Genomic DNA, 13,204 nt, shown 5'->3' with positions numbered 1-13,204 from the left:
GAAAAGAACCAGCCAGCATTGTTGAACTGACCTTCTGTCGTGTCGTCTGCGGCGCAGGTGATGTGCGCGTTGCCGGGTAATCATCGGGATTGTCGTGATGTCGAAGTTGTCGATTGTCTTCAAGCTTCTGACCGTGCTGTCGGTCCTCGTGCTCTCGCTGGCTGGCGTCGGTGTGATGGCGATCGGTACGATGCAGAACATCAACGCCCATACTGTTGAGATAGCGGAGAGCTGGTTGCCGAGCGTGCGTGCGCTCGGCTCGATGCGTGCCGACATCAACGAGCTCCGCGTCGCGCTGCGTCTGCACCTGATGCAGGACACCGCCGAAGGCAAGGAGGCCGCGGAGAAGCGGCTGGCAGGCTTGCGTGAACGCATCGAGAAGACCCGCAAGGTCTACGAGCCGCTGATCACGGTCGCCGAGGAGCGCTCGCTGTACGAGCAATGGACCAAAGCCTGGGCCGAGTATCTCAACGGCGTGCAGGACGTGATGGCGCTGTCGCGCAAGAGCGTCGGGCGCTTCCCGACCGACGCCAACGAGCTGTTGCAGACCAAGGTCGCGAAGATGGCTCAGGCCGCCGATCCCTTGCTGCAGAAGGGCATCGAGCTCAACAACCGCGGCGCCGAACTGGAGACCAAGCAGGCAGCCGACAGCTACGCCACCGTGTTCCGCGTGCTCGTCGGCATCATCGTCGCTGCCGTCGTGATCGCGATCGGCGCCGCCTACTATCTCGTGCGCGACGTCTCGCGCGGCATCGCCTCGATCATTCGCCCGATGCAGTCGCTCGGCGAGGGCGACCTTTCGGCCGAGGTGCCGCATCGCGGCGAAAAGACCGAGATCGGCTCGATGGCGGATGCGCTCCAGATCTTCAAGGAGGCGCTGATCGCCAAGAAGGCCGCCGACGAAGCGGCGGCGCGCGACGCCGAGGCCAAGATCGAGCGCGGCCGCCGTGTCGATGCCATCACCCGCAATTTCGAGGTCATGATCGGCGAGGTCGTCGAGACCGTGTCGTCGGCCTCGACCGAGCTCGAGGCGTCGGCGGCAACGCTGAGCGGCACGGCGCAGCGCGGCCAGGAGCTCGCAACGGTCGTTGCGGCTGCGTCGGAAGAAGCTTCCACCAACGTCCAGGCGGTGGCCTCCGCCTCCGAGGAGCTGTCGTCCTCCATCACCGAGATCAGCCGCCGCGTGCAGGATTCGGCGCGGATGGCGGCGGAAGCGGTCGAGCAGGCGGCTCGAACCAACGAGCGCGTCAACGCGCTGTCGCAGGCGGCCGCCCGCATCGGCGACGTCGTCGAGCTCATCAACACCATCGCCGGCCAGACCAACCTGCTCGCGCTGAACGCGACCATTGAGGCGGCGCGCGCAGGCGAAGCCGGCCGCGGCTTTGCCGTCGTCGCCTCCGAGGTCAAGGCGCTGGCCGAGCAGACCGCGAAAGCGACCGGCGAGATCGGGGCGCAGGTCTCGGGCATCCAGGCCGCGACGCAAGAATCCGTCAGCGCCATCCAGGAGATCGGCGGCACCATCGAGCGGCTGTCCGAGGTGTCGGCTGCGATCGCTGCCGCCGTCGAGGAGCAGGGCGCGGCCACGCAGGAGATTTCGCGCAATGTTCAGCAGGCCTCGCTCGGCACACAGGAAGTGTCGTCCAACATCACCAACGTGCAGCGCGGCGCGATGGAGACCGGCTCGGCCTCCAGCGAAGTGCTGTCGGCGGCGAAGTCGCTGGCGACCGACAGCACCCGCCTGAAGGTCGAAGTCGCGCAGTTCCTGGAATCGGTCCGCGCGGCCTGACGCTTAGCTGCCCGTCTGCGGCGCGGCCGGCGATGGTGCGACCTGCCGCCGGAACAGGATGCGCTGGTAGAACCAGCCGATCGCGACCAGCACGACGCCGAGGCACATGAACGAGAGTGCGCGGTAGACACCTGTCAGCGTCCATACGTCGACCGCGAAGGCCTTGAAGATCGTCAGCGCGATGACGGCGGCAGACGCCAGCCGCGCACGCTCCGAATTGACGAGGATGCCGACGCCGAGCAGCACCACGCCGAAGGCGAGCCATCCGATCGAATAGGTGTATTGCTCGGCACTCGTGGTGCCGCCGTAGAGCAGGACCGGGCCGTGATAGAAGCGGCGGATCTCCAGCGTCACATAGGTGAGCGCGAACACCAGCGCGCCACCCGCAATTGTGTTTGCGTATGCGACACGGCGGTGTCCCGCCACCGCGTAGGAGAGCAACAGCATCAGCACCGCCGGCAAGGCATAGCCGAGCAGCAGCAGATTGAACACGAGCCCGCCGACATTGACGCTGGAGAGCAGCATCGGGTTCTCCAGGATCAGGAGGCCGAACACGCTGATGAGACCGGCGATCGCCGTCAGCACGATCGCGCCGACATTGTGCACGATGCTGTGGCTGCGCAGCCGCAGGCGCTCCAGGCCGATTGCCATGGCGAGCGTGACACAGACTTGCAGCGCGAACTCGAGCAGCGAGGGCGGCGAGGTCATGCGGCCGCCGGTCGCAAAGTGCCGGATCTCCATAAAGGCGAGCAGCGCAGTGAACAGGATCGCCGCGGTCTCGACCACGCGCAGCGGCACGTCGTCCGCGCGGCGGCGCAGGAAGATGCTCGCGCCCCAGAACGAGGCGGCCGGCAGGCCATAGCCCCACAACAGCCAGTTGAAGATCGGTGTCGTGCCGACGGCATCGCCGACGATGCGCGGATCATAGGCGATGCGCGCGGTGACGATCGCGGCGAAGACGGCAGCTAACCGGCGCAGCACCGGAATCGGCCGCTGCAACGAGATCCAGGCGGTGCCGAGCGACATCAGCGCGAGCGCGATGGTGAGCCAGCCCTTCTCCAGGGCGAAGGTCAGCGCCAGCGCCAGCGCGCCAAGCGTACCGGTCGCGAACAGCGCGACCGAGGTGGCAACGCCGGGCCGCTCTTCGCGGCGCATCAGCGCTTCGGTCGCGGCGCCAAAGCTTGCTGCGAGCAGCACGGCGAGGATCGCAAACGGGATCGAGCGGTCGAGATGGGCAATGCGCGCATAGAGCGCAACCAGGATGGCGAGGGGCGTCGCGACGCCCGCCGCCGACCACACCACGGGAATGATCGCCGAATTCGAGCGGCCCTGCGCGAAAAAGCCCGTGACGCCGAAGCCGGCGGCGAAGATCGCGGCTGTTACCAGATGCAGCGTCACCGCGCTGTCGGTCGCGACCGGGCCGACGCCCGGCATCGGGCCGCCCGGCAGCACCAGCATGTCAGGATTGGCGCGCACCGCCCATTCGGCGAACACGATGAAAACGGTCGCCGCGGCTGCGCCCAGCGCGCCGGTCGCCGCCGGTGCACGCCAGGCGACGAACAGTGTGCCGCCAACCAGGAGCGTGAAGGCGATCAGCGCGAGATCGGCATGTGCGCTCGACAACACGACCAGCATCGCGCCGAACAAATAGGCGCCGAGCGCGCCCGATGAGACCGGCTCGATCTCGCCGTCCTCCATGCTGGGTCCGAACATGAAACCGCAGACGACGAGCAGTGCGGCGAGCACGAAGCCGGCGATGGCATGGAAGGCGTGCGGCGCGACCTGCACCTGTTCGGTGTCGAGACCCGGGAAGATCCAGAGTACCGCGAAGGCAATGGTCGTGACCGCAAGCCAGCGCCATAGCCTGATGCGGGCGAGACCGAAGCTCGCGGCCGTGACGACCGCGAGATAAATGTAGAGCGCCCAATAATCCGGCTTGCCGGAAGAGACGAGGATCGGCGTCACGAAGGCGCCGACCACGCCGAGCCCGGCGAGCGCGGGACCGTGCAACAGCGCCGCCGCCAGCGTGCCCATCGCAACGATGCCGAGCAGCACGAAGGCCGTCGCAGGCACGAGGAAGCCGTAGAGCGCGTAGGCCGCGTAGATGGTCGCGAACGCCACCGCCGTTCCGGCCGCGGTGAGGATCGCGGGGATGTTGGCGATCGGCAGCGCGGCGATGCTCGAGATGCTCTCCTTGCGCCGCGTCCATTCGCCGGTGCCGAGCAATGCAGCGGCGAACAGGCCGCCGAGGAACACGCGCACACCGGGGCCGAGCAGGCCGGCCTCGATCGAATAGCGCACCATGAAGAAGCCGCCGAGCGCGAGCGCGAGGCCCCCGATCCACACCACCCAGCGGGTGCCGAGCCGCTCCTCCAAGCCGGGTGCTGCCTCCGGCACCGGTGGGGGCGCAGCGGCGCCCGTGCTCGGCTCGAGCGGGGGCGGTGAGATCTCTTCGGTGACGAGCGGAGGCGGCGTCGTTTCGGCTTCCGGCGCCAACGGCGGCGGCTCGGCGGCTGCAGTCGTCGCGGGGGCTTCGGCCTGCACCTGCGCCGGCATCAACGGCGGCGGCTGCACCGGCCGCAGCGCGTAAAGCATCTCTTCGAGCGAGTTGAGTCGGCGGCGCAACTCGGTCGCCTGGCTGGACGCCTTGATCGCGATCAGGAAGGCGATGATCGCAATGATCAGCGCAAAGACGTCAAACGGGCCGTCGGACATGAAGCCTCCAGGCAACCGGCGGGCAGGGGCCGGTACCAAATTATCAGGATCTAGCGCCGGGAGCGTACGCGCAAGCCCGGCGCGGGCCGCTCCTGGAGCACCTCGCGGCGGAAGCGATAGAGCGCTGCCGGCCGTCCGCCCGTCTGTGTCGACATCACCCCGGTCGGTTCGACCAGGGCTTCCATTTCGACCAGGCGGCGGAAGTTCTGCTTGTGCAGGTGCCGGCCGGAGATCGCCTCCACCGTGTGCTGCAGTTCAGTAAGTGTGAATTCAGCCGGCAAAAGTTCAAAGACGACAGGACGATACTTCAGTTTTGCGCGCAGCCGCGCGATGGCCGTGGCGAGAATCCGGCGGTGGTCGAACCGCATCGAAGTCCCGAGCGGGGGAAGCGTCTTGCGCGCCAATGCCGCAGGACGGCCGTCCCGGCGGGCCTCCTCGATCAGCCCGGCCTCGTAGAGCAGCTCGTAGCGGTCGAGCACGCGCTCCTCGTCCCAAGGCGCGCCGTCGAGACCGAAATAGAACCGCACGCGATCCTTCCGCGGCAGCGCGCGTAAAGTCTCCGGCGTTTCCTCCTCGGCCCATTCGGTCAGCGCAGGGATGATGTCGCGGGCGATGATCGCTGGCGGCTGCTCGCGCCAGTCTTCCCAGGGGAAGAAGCGATACCAGGGTGCGAAGCTCGCCGCGTTTGTCGCAAGCTCGCCGCCGGCGGGGCGCGTCAGCGCGAGGTAGCCGATCGAAACGATATGGGCGCCGGTATCGCCGGCCTCGGCATGACGGCCGCGGTCGCCGAACGTGTAGAGCTGCTCGACGTAGCCGAGCCGCAGCCCTGCCTGTTGCTCGACCCAGGCGCGCAGGCCGATCTCGAACGTGCGGTGGCTCACTGCGTCGAACGGACCGAACGGCAGACCGGCAAGCCCGTCAGCACCGTGCGCGGTCAGGATCAGCGGCTCGTGGTTCTCGATCGCGACGATGGCCGCAGTGAGGCCGATCTCGATCGGTGTCAGCAGCGTCTCGCTCATGCGGCTGATGCTGTAGGTGTTGCGAGAGAGTTATGCCGGTTGATTGTGGGGGCGTCACCGCGGGCTCGCTGTAACCTCTCCCGCTTGCGGGAGAGGTCGGCGCATAGCGCCGGGAGAGGGCTTTCTCCTCTAGGGGATTGTCCCGTTGCCGAGACACCCTCTCCCCAACCCTCTCCCGCAAGCGGGAGAGGGGGTGCAGTCCCGTCGCAGCTGCTATTCGACTCCCGTCTCATTCGAGCTCGATCGCGAAGGGGCGGCCTTCCACCATCATTGCGCCGGGGCCCATCTCGTCCAGCGCGCGCAGCATGCGGCCGTTGCGTCCGAGTGCACGATCGGCGAGGCTGACGATGCGCCGGTTTGGCGAGGCGATCGGCGAGGCCGCGCGAATTTTCCGTGCGATCTCGATCTCGTCGCGGTTCGGATTGAGCGCGCAAACGGCCGCGAACGCGCTCGCGGTGGAGCGGCTGATCCCGGCATAGCAATGCACCACCAGGGGGGCGCTGCGGTCCCAGCCGCGCACGAAGTTCAGCACCTGCTCGATATGCGTCTCCGACGGCGCAACGAAGCCGTCCATCTCCTCGGTGATGTCGTCCATCGACACCTTGAGATGATTGGCCGGGAGCACCGAGACTGGACGCGCCACCTGCTCGACATTGGCCATCACGGTCAGCACGTGACTGGCCTTGGTGAGGCGGACGGTTTCGGGAAGCGCGGCGAGGGAACAGACGTGGATCATGGCGAACCTTTTTGTTGATTATAGCCGCGGCCGTAGGGTGGGCAAAGCGACATGTCCGCCGTAGCTCGAAGAGCGAAGGCGGAAGCGTGCCCACCACTTTTGTCGCAAACGCGAAGAGATGGTGGGCACGGCGCAAGTGCGCCTTTGCCCACCCTACGAGAGCTACGCAAACACGGCGCCAAACCGCTCCAGAAACTGCTTCTCGGCCCGCGCCGCGGTCCAGGGCGTCAGGTAGTCGCGTCGGACACTGTCGGGAAGACCCGGATCCTTGCCGAACAGGCGTCGCGCTTCGCTTGCGCTGAAGCCGGCGAGCTCGGTTGCCTCGAGATAGGCCGCGCCGCGATCGGCGGCCTTGATGGCCTGCGTGATGTCATCAGGCAATACCGGTGGCAAGCCGAAGCGGATATGGATGGCGCCGAGCAACCGCTTCTCGACGGCCTTGTAGTGACCGTCGAGCACGGCCTTGAACGGCGAGATCATGTCGCCGATCACATATTCCGGCGCATCATGCAGCAGGGCTGCGAGCCGCACGCGCTGGTCGACGCGGGGCATCTCGTGCCGCAGCACCGTCTCTACCAGCAGCGTATGCTGTGCGACCGAAAAGATGTGCGCGCCGAGGGTCTGCCCGTTCCAGCGCGCCACCCGCGCCAACCCGTGCGCGATGTCACCGATCTCGATGTCGAGCGGGGAGGGATCGAGCAGGTCGAGCCGCCGGCCGGACAGCATGCGCTGCCAGGCGCGGACCTCTTCGTTGCGGGCCGCCTTCTTCGCCGTCATTTGGCCTTGAGGCGCGGCTTGCGCCGGGTCTTGCTGCAGGTCGCATGACAGTGGCAGTCGACCAGGTGGTCGTTGACCATGCCGGTCGCCTGCATGAAGGCGTAGACGATCGTCGGGCCGACGAATTTGAAGCCGCGCGAGGACAGCTCCTTGGAGATCTGCATCGACAGCGGCGTCGAGGCCGGCACACTCGCGGTTGTCTTGAACTGGTTGACCTTTGGCCGTCCGTCCATGAAGTCCCACAGGAGCTTCGAGAAGCCCGGGCCCTTCTCCATGATGTCGAGATACGACTTCGCGCTCAGGATCGCGCCTTCGATTTTGGCCTTGTTGCGCACGATGCCCGCATCGTTCATCAGCGCGTGAATCTTCTTAGGCGTGTAGCGCGCGATCTTCTCCGGCTGGAAATCGTCGAAGGCTTTGCGGAAGTTATCGCGCTTGCGCAGGATCGTGATCCAGGACAGGCCGGCCTGGAAACCGTCGAGCATCAGCTTCTCGTACAGCGCGCGGTCGTCGTATTCCGGCACGCCCCATTCGGTGTCGTGATAGGCGACGTAAAGCGGATCTTCGCCCGGCCAGGGGCAGCGGGTCAGACCATCGGGATGCAAGCGGGCAGCGCGGCTCATGCGAGGGGCTGCTTGGCTGGAATTCGAACGGCGTCTGGTTCAGCCAGCGTCAAAGCCAGCCCCCCAGCGGTGAGCGGCTGGCCCGCATCGAGCGCGTCTGCGACACGGTCGATGCGCACCAGTGCGATGCCCTTGCCGCCGGCCGTCGAGCCGATGGTGCCGACCGGCTTGTCGCCGGCAAGAATGGTCGTGCCCGGCTCGGGCGAGGCGTCCTCGAGCAGCACTTTCACGCTGCGTGTGCGCGCGGTGCCGCGATGCTGCATACGCGACACGACCTCCTGGCCGACATAGCAGCCCTTGTCGAAATCGACGCCGGCGAGGCGATCCATGTTGGTCTCATGCGGGAACGCATCGCTGTACATGAAATCGAGCCCGCCGCGCGGTACGCCGAGCGCGATGCGGTGCGCCTCGTACTCGGCCGCATCGACCAGCTCGGCGCCAATGAGATCGGACAGTTTCTGCTTGAGATCTTCCGGGATCAGGATGCGGGTGCCGAGCCCCTCAGCGCGCGGATCGGCGAAGGCAAGGTCGGGCTGCGCCGCCGGCTCGCCGTCCCAGGCCGCGAGCACGCCGAGGTCGAGCTTGTCCACCGTGACCTTGGCGCGCAGCTTGTAGAACTTCAGCTTGGTAGCGAGGGTGTCCGCCAGCGCCTTGGGGCAGTCGATCAGGAACCCGCCGCCGTGACCGGCGGGCGCTTCCGTGATCAGGAAATCCACGATGATCTTGCCCTGCGGCGTCAGCAGTGCGCCGAATCGCCCCAGGCCAGGTTTCAGCCTGTCCAGGTCGGTGGTGACGAGGCCATTGAGGAAGTTGCGCGCATCCTCACCCGCGACCTTGATGACGCCCCGGTCCGGAAGAAACGCCGATTTCATGCGAAAATCTCTTGCGACATGTTGCTCCGGAACGTAAGCCCGCAACGCATAAACGACAAGACCTCGAGCCCTGCGCCCTGAGGATGAGAGAGGCCCCATGACCCAGCGTTTCGATGTGATCCTGAAGGGTGGCACCGTCGTCAACCAGGACGGCGAGGGCGTGCGTGATATCGGCATCACGGGCGGTCGCATCGCCGAGCTCGGTCCGCTGTCGCAAGGCTCAGCCGCCGAGGTGATCGACTGCAAGGGCCTGCACATCCTGCCCGGCGTGATGGACACGCAGGTGCATTTCCGCGAGCCCGGGCTGACGCACAAGGAAGACCTCGAGACCGGCTCGCGCAGCGCCGTGATGGGTGGCGTCACCGCCGTGTTCGAGATGCCCAACACCTCGCCGCTGACCGTGACGGCGGCCGAATTCACCGACAAGGTGAAGCGCGCCCATCACCGCATGCATTGCGATTTCGCCTTCTTCATCGGCGGCACCCGCGAGAACGTCCAGGATCTGCCTGTGCTGGAGCGCGCACCCGGCTGCGCCGGCGTCAAGGTGTTCATCGGCTCCTCGACCGGCGCGCTCTTGGTCGAGGACGACGAGAGCCTGCGCCGCATCTTCCAGGTGATCCGCCGCCGGGCCGCCTTCCACGCCGAGGACGAATACCGTCTCAACGAGCGCAAATCGCTGCGCATCGAGGGTGATGCGCGCTCGCATCCGGTCTGGCGCGACGAGACTGCGGCGCTGATGGCGACGCAGCGCCTGGTCAAGCTCGCGCACGAGACCGGCAAGCGCATCCACGTGCTGCACATCTCGACCAAGGAGGAGATCGAGTTCCTGCGCGATCACAAGGATGTCGCCTCCTGCGAGGCGACGCCGCACCATCTGACGCTGGTCGCCCCGGAATGCTACGAGCGGCTCGGCACGCTGGCGCAGATGAACCCGCCGGTGCGCGGCGCCGATCATCGCGCCGGCATCTGGCGCGGCATCGAGCAGGGCATCATCGACGTGCTCGGCTCCGACCACGCCCCGCATACGCTGGAGGAGAAACAGAAGACCTATCCGGCGTCGCCCTCCGGCATGACCGGCGTGCAGACGCTGGTGCCTGTTATGCTCGATCACGTCAATGCGGGACGCTTGTCGCTGGCGCGCTTCGTCGATCTCACCAGCGCCGGCCCCGCGCGTCTCTACAATATGGCCTGCAAGGGCCGCATCGCTGCTGGCTACGACGCCGACTTCACCATCGTGGATTTGAAGCGCAGCGAGACCATCACCAACAAATGGGTGGCGTCCAAGGCCGGCTGGACGCCCTATGACGGCGTTCGCGTCGCCGGCTGGCCCGTCGGCACGTTTGTGCGCGGCAAGCGCGTGATGTGGCAGGGCGAGCTGGTGACGGCTGCGCAGGGCGAGCCGGTGCGGTTTTTGGAGACGCTGAAGGCGTAGGCGCTTTTGTCGGGGGACGAACGCACCGTCCCCCGTCATTGCGAGGAGCTCTTGCGACGAAGCAATCCAGAGTCCCTCCGTGGAAAGACTCTGGATTGCTTCGCTGCGCTCGCAATGACGAGAGGAGAGAGCTACATTTCCTCTCGAACGGGAGCGTAGTCCGATGTCCCAGCCATCACCCCTCATCGCCACCGAGCAACTCGCCGCCATGATTGGCGATCCCAATCTCCGGCTTTACGACTGCACGACCTACAACGAGCCGGTGCCGCCAGGCAGCGCCGTGCCCTATCGCGCGGTGCCCGGCGACAAGACGTTTGCGGCCGGCCACATCCCCGGCGCCGATTTCCTCGACCTGCAAGGCGAGTTCTCGGACACTTCGTCGCAACACTTCTTCATGATGCCCGATGTCGCTCAGCTGGAGGTCGCGTTCGGCCGCCACGGCCTCGATGCGGGCAAAACAATCGTGCTCTACAGCATCGGCACCATGATGTGGGCGACGCGGTTCTGGTGGATGCTGCGCGCGCTCGGCGTCGATGCCCACGTGCTCGACGGCGGCTTCGACAAATGGCAGCAGGAGGGGCGGCCAATCGAGACAGGCGCACCCAAGGCCTATCCGGCCACGACCTTCAAGGCGGCGCCGCGCCCAGGCTGTTTCGTCGACAAGGAAGCCGTGCTGGCCAAGATCGGCGATTCCGCAACCGTCATCGTCAACGCGCTCGGTCCGCAGTTTCATCGCGGCCTCGAGCCGAGCCGCTATGGCCGGCCGGGCCGCGTTCCCGGCAGCGTCAACGTTCCTGCAGCCACGCTCGTCAATGCCGACAAGACGCTGACGAATCTTGCGGATGCAGAAGCGAAGTTCGCCGCCCAGGGCGTCACGCGCGACAAGGAAGTGATTCTCTACTGCGGCGGCGGCATCTCGGCGACGATCGACCTCTTGCTGCTGACCCAGCTCGGCTACGACAAGCTGGCGCTCTACGACGCCTCAATGGGCGAATGGGCGAGAGATCCCTCGCTGCCGATCGAGACGGATTAGGAGGCGGTCGTTACCCACCGGAAAGGGTAAGATCCTGGGTAAGAAAATTGGGAACCTTTCCCCTGCGCCTGCATCCAATGTCCGGAACCAATGGAGACAGGATGCCCGCCATGCCAGGGACCGCAGCCGGCCTGACCGCCGGCGCCAGGACGTTGGAAGCCGCACTGGTGGACCGCGCGCGGCGCCGCGACGAGGCCGCTTTGCGCGAGATCATGCAGGCCAATAACCGCCGGCTCTTCAGGCTTGCCCGCGGCATCCTGCGCAGCGACAGCGACGCGGAGGACGTGGTGCAGGAAACCTATGTCCGCGCTTTCACCCACCTTGACGGCTTTCTCGGCGAGTCGGCGCTGTCGACGTGGCTGTCGCGCATTGCCATCAACGAAGCGCTCGGACGCGCACGCGGCCGGACGCCGCAGGTCGAGCTGGGATCGGTGCCGGAGGCAACGCTCGAAGCACAAATCATCCAGTTTCCGCTTTCGTCCGCCGCAACTGATCCGGAAAAGTCCATGGCCCAACGCGAGATCCAGCGTGTCGTCGAACGCGCGGTCGACGAACTGCCCGAGACCTTCCGCATGGTCTTCATCGCGCGGGTGATGGAGGGGATGAGCGTGGAGGAGACCGCCGGGCTGCTCGGCATCAAGCCCGAGACCGTGAAGACGCGGTTGCACCGCGCGCGCACCATGCTGCGCGAGAACGTCGAGAAGAAGATCGGTCCGGTCGTGATGGATGCGTTTCCGTTCGCAGGTGAGCGTTGCGAGCGCCTGACGGAGGCCGTGCTCAGGCGCCTTGGCATCGGGGCGTAATTTTTCGGGAACGTTCGCGCGGAATTGGCATCCAACCTGTGCAAGCAACAGTCCGGAACGTTTCCGGCCCACAGGAGTGTCATGCCATGTTGATCCGATGGAGCGCGGCGGCCGCCGCAGCGATGATGTTGTCGAGTCCCGTATTGCTGCAAGGCGCCAGCGCAGCCGACAAGCCCACCGATCCCCAGATCGCGCATATCGCCTACACCGCGGGCGTGATCGACATCAACGCTGCCAAGCAGGCGCAGAAGAAGGCCAAGAGCAAGGACGTCAAGGCATTCGCTAAGGACATGCTGCGCGACCACGAGGCGGTCAACAAACAGGCCCTCGCGCTCGTCAAGAAGCTGAACGTCACGCCGGAGGACAACGAGACCAGCAAGGCGCTGTCGAAGCAGGCGGCCGACAAGATGGCCGAGCTCGACAAGCTCGATGGCGCGGCGTTCGACAAGGCTTACGTCGCCAACGAGGTCGCCTACCACAAGGCGGTCAATGGCGCGTTGGAGACGCAGTTGATCCCGTCTGCGAGCAATGCCGAGCTAAAGAGCCTGCTGCAGACCGGGCTGAAGATCTTCCAGGGTCATCAGCAGCACGCCGAGCACGTTGCGGCCGAGCTGAAATAGGAGCGTCGCATGATGCCGGGACGCCTCGCTTCGATCGCGCTTGCGGCCGTGCTTCTGTCGATGGTCGTCCCGGCACGCGCCGCGACGATCGAGATCACGATGGACAATCTCGTGATTGCTCCCCCTGAGGTATCGGCGAAGATCGGCGATACTATCACCTGGGTCAACAGGGACTTCTTCGCCCACACCGCCACGGCCAGGAACGGGGATTTCGACGTGATGCTGCCGCCAAAGAAATCGGCGACATCGGTTCTGAAGAAGGCCGGAACGATCGAGTATTACTGCCGCTATCATCCCAACATGAAAGCGACGCTCAAGATCGAGCCGTGACCCAGGAGGGGCGCGTTCCCGGCTCTGTCGGGAACATCTCCCGCGGCTTACTGCCGGGAGATGCCGACCGAAAATTCGCCGTTGCGGATGCGGCCGGGGAAGCCCTCGACGAACTTGGCCACCGCGTCCTCGCCGTAGGTCCCGACGAGCTCGGCGAGGGCGGCGAACAGGCTCGCCTGCGCCAGGCAGTCGCCGTCGACGCCGTCATGACGCGCCTCGGCCCAGGCCTCGTTGAGATAGCTCAGCGCGGCCTGTTTCTGCTCGTGATCGGGCAGCGGCGCGCGGGCGGGGGCGAAGGAAATCGGCTGGCTCATGAAACTCGGTCAGGCTGGGCGCGATCCACGGCGATGCGCTGTGCGAGAGGTGTAGCACGGGCGTTAACGCCCGCTAGGCCACATCTTTAAGAACGGTTAACGGCTGTGAACAAAGTCGATGACAGGGTTCCAGCCTCTTGTCAT

The 13,204-nt window shown here is 66.0% G+C and carries 13 protein-coding genes; 6 read left to right on the top strand and 7 right to left on the bottom strand.

Annotated features, from left to right (window positions below):
* The first annotated feature begins 97 nt into the window (after nucleotides 1-97).
* Nucleotides 98-1,786, top strand: coding sequence for a methyl-accepting chemotaxis protein (locus HZZ16_RS06600; RefSeq protein WP_197947697.1), 1,689 nt, complete (start codon nucleotides 98-100; stop codon nucleotides 1,784-1,786).
* Between the two features lie 3 nt (nucleotides 1,787-1,789).
* On the opposite strand, the gene HZZ16_RS06595 is transcribed toward HZZ16_RS06600, so the two are convergent.
* From HZZ16_RS06595 to ygfZ, 6 genes are all read right to left on the bottom strand, one after another.
* Nucleotides 1,790-4,501: a DUF2339 domain-containing protein gene (locus HZZ16_RS06595; RefSeq protein WP_197947696.1), complete on the bottom strand. Its 2,712-nt coding sequence runs from the start codon at nucleotides 4,499-4,501 to the stop codon at nucleotides 1,790-1,792.
* A gap of 50 nt (nucleotides 4,502-4,551) precedes the next feature.
* Nucleotides 4,552-5,520, bottom strand: a complete 969-nt coding sequence (locus HZZ16_RS06590; protein ID WP_197947695.1) for an NUDIX hydrolase — start codon at nucleotides 5,518-5,520, stop codon at nucleotides 4,552-4,554.
* Between the two features lie 229 nt (nucleotides 5,521-5,749).
* The gene (locus tag HZZ16_RS06585; RefSeq protein WP_197947694.1) at nucleotides 5,750-6,256 is read right to left on the bottom strand and encodes a tyrosine phosphatase family protein; all 507 of its coding nucleotides are present in this window, start codon (nucleotides 6,254-6,256) and stop codon (nucleotides 5,750-5,752) included.
* 162 nt (nucleotides 6,257-6,418) lie between these two features.
* Nucleotides 6,419-7,033, bottom strand: coding sequence for a YfbR-like 5'-deoxynucleotidase (locus tag HZZ16_RS06580; protein WP_197947693.1), 615 nt, complete (start codon nucleotides 7,031-7,033; stop codon nucleotides 6,419-6,421).
* Nucleotides 7,030-7,656 (bottom strand): DNA-3-methyladenine glycosylase I, encoded by a 627-nt coding sequence (locus HZZ16_RS06575; RefSeq protein WP_197947692.1) that lies wholly within the window; start codon nucleotides 7,654-7,656, stop codon nucleotides 7,030-7,032. Before HZZ16_RS06575 ends, HZZ16_RS06580 begins: the two co-directional genes overlap by 4 nt.
* Entirely contained in the window at nucleotides 7,653-8,528 is an 876-nt protein-coding gene (gene ygfZ / locus HZZ16_RS06570; protein WP_197947691.1) for a CAF17-like 4Fe-4S cluster assembly/insertion protein YgfZ, read from the bottom strand. The genes HZZ16_RS06575 and ygfZ overlap by 4 nt, the downstream gene beginning before the upstream one ends.
* A gap of 97 nt (nucleotides 8,529-8,625) precedes the next feature.
* Here ygfZ and HZZ16_RS06565 point away from each other — a divergent pair, with 97 nt between their 5' ends.
* The 5 genes from HZZ16_RS06565 (at nucleotide 8,626) to HZZ16_RS06545 (ending at nucleotide 12,746) form a co-directional block, all read left to right on the top strand.
* Entirely contained in the window at nucleotides 8,626-9,960 is a 1,335-nt protein-coding gene (locus HZZ16_RS06565; protein WP_197947690.1) for a dihydroorotase, read from the top strand.
* A 163-nt stretch (nucleotides 9,961-10,123) separates the two neighbouring features.
* Nucleotides 10,124-10,993, top strand: coding sequence for a sulfurtransferase (locus HZZ16_RS06560; RefSeq protein ID WP_197947689.1), 870 nt, complete (start codon nucleotides 10,124-10,126; stop codon nucleotides 10,991-10,993).
* Nucleotides 10,994-11,103: 110 nt separating this feature from the next.
* Nucleotides 11,104-11,796, top strand: a complete 693-nt coding sequence (locus HZZ16_RS06555) for an RNA polymerase sigma factor (protein WP_197947688.1) — start codon at nucleotides 11,104-11,106, stop codon at nucleotides 11,794-11,796.
* An 86-nt stretch (nucleotides 11,797-11,882) separates the two neighbouring features.
* Nucleotides 11,883-12,416, top strand: coding sequence for a DUF4142 domain-containing protein (locus HZZ16_RS06550; protein ID WP_197947687.1), 534 nt, complete (start codon nucleotides 11,883-11,885; stop codon nucleotides 12,414-12,416).
* A gap of 9 nt (nucleotides 12,417-12,425) precedes the next feature.
* Nucleotides 12,426-12,746: a cupredoxin domain-containing protein gene (locus tag HZZ16_RS06545; protein WP_197947686.1), complete on the top strand. Its 321-nt coding sequence runs from the start codon at nucleotides 12,426-12,428 to the stop codon at nucleotides 12,744-12,746.
* A 47-nt stretch (nucleotides 12,747-12,793) separates the two neighbouring features.
* On the opposite strand, the gene HZZ16_RS06540 is transcribed toward HZZ16_RS06545, so the two are convergent.
* Complete coding sequence (locus HZZ16_RS06540) at nucleotides 12,794-13,060, bottom strand: hypothetical protein (protein ID WP_197947685.1); 267 nt, start codon at nucleotides 13,058-13,060, stop codon at nucleotides 12,794-12,796.
* Nucleotides 13,061-13,204 lie beyond the last annotated feature (144 nt).

The organism is Bradyrhizobium glycinis (genome assembly GCF_016031655.1).
Classification (GTDB): Bacteria; Pseudomonadota; Alphaproteobacteria; order Rhizobiales; family Xanthobacteraceae; genus Bradyrhizobium; species Bradyrhizobium glycinis.
This window is presented reverse-complemented; position numbering and strand designations above follow the sequence as displayed.

What these genes read in the sequence shown, in the direction of transcription:
- ygfZ (WP_197947691.1), bottom strand. Translation starts at nt 8,528, where the DNA reads ATGAAATCGGCGTTTCTTCCGGACCGGGGCGTCATCAAGGTCGCGGGT.
- HZZ16_RS06540 (WP_197947685.1), bottom strand. Translation starts at nt 13,060, where the DNA reads ATGAGCCAGCCGATTTCCTTCGCCCCCGCCCGCGCGCCGCTGCCCGAT.
- HZZ16_RS06560 (WP_197947689.1), top strand. Translation starts at nt 10,124, where the DNA reads ATGTCCCAGCCATCACCCCTCATCGCCACCGAGCAACTCGCCGCCATG.
- HZZ16_RS06595 (WP_197947696.1), bottom strand. Translation starts at nt 4,501, where the DNA reads ATGTCCGACGGCCCGTTTGACGTCTTTGCGCTGATCATTGCGATCATC.
- HZZ16_RS06555 (WP_197947688.1), top strand. Translation starts at nt 11,104, where the DNA reads ATGCCAGGGACCGCAGCCGGCCTGACCGCCGGCGCCAGGACGTTGGAA.
- HZZ16_RS06585 (WP_197947694.1), bottom strand. Translation starts at nt 6,256, where the DNA reads ATGATCCACGTCTGTTCCCTCGCCGCGCTTCCCGAAACCGTCCGCCTC.
- HZZ16_RS06565 (WP_197947690.1), top strand. Translation starts at nt 8,626, where the DNA reads ATGACCCAGCGTTTCGATGTGATCCTGAAGGGTGGCACCGTCGTCAAC.
- HZZ16_RS06590 (WP_197947695.1), bottom strand. Translation starts at nt 5,520, where the DNA reads ATGAGCGAGACGCTGCTGACACCGATCGAGATCGGCCTCACTGCGGCC.
- HZZ16_RS06545 (WP_197947686.1), top strand. Translation starts at nt 12,426, where the DNA reads ATGATGCCGGGACGCCTCGCTTCGATCGCGCTTGCGGCCGTGCTTCTG.
- HZZ16_RS06580 (WP_197947693.1), bottom strand. Translation starts at nt 7,033, where the DNA reads ATGACGGCGAAGAAGGCGGCCCGCAACGAAGAGGTCCGCGCCTGGCAG.
- HZZ16_RS06550 (WP_197947687.1), top strand. Translation starts at nt 11,883, where the DNA reads ATGTTGATCCGATGGAGCGCGGCGGCCGCCGCAGCGATGATGTTGTCG.
- HZZ16_RS06575 (WP_197947692.1), bottom strand. Translation starts at nt 7,656, where the DNA reads ATGAGCCGCGCTGCCCGCTTGCATCCCGATGGTCTGACCCGCTGCCCC.
- HZZ16_RS06600 (WP_197947697.1), top strand. Translation starts at nt 98, where the DNA reads ATGTCGAAGTTGTCGATTGTCTTCAAGCTTCTGACCGTGCTGTCGGTC.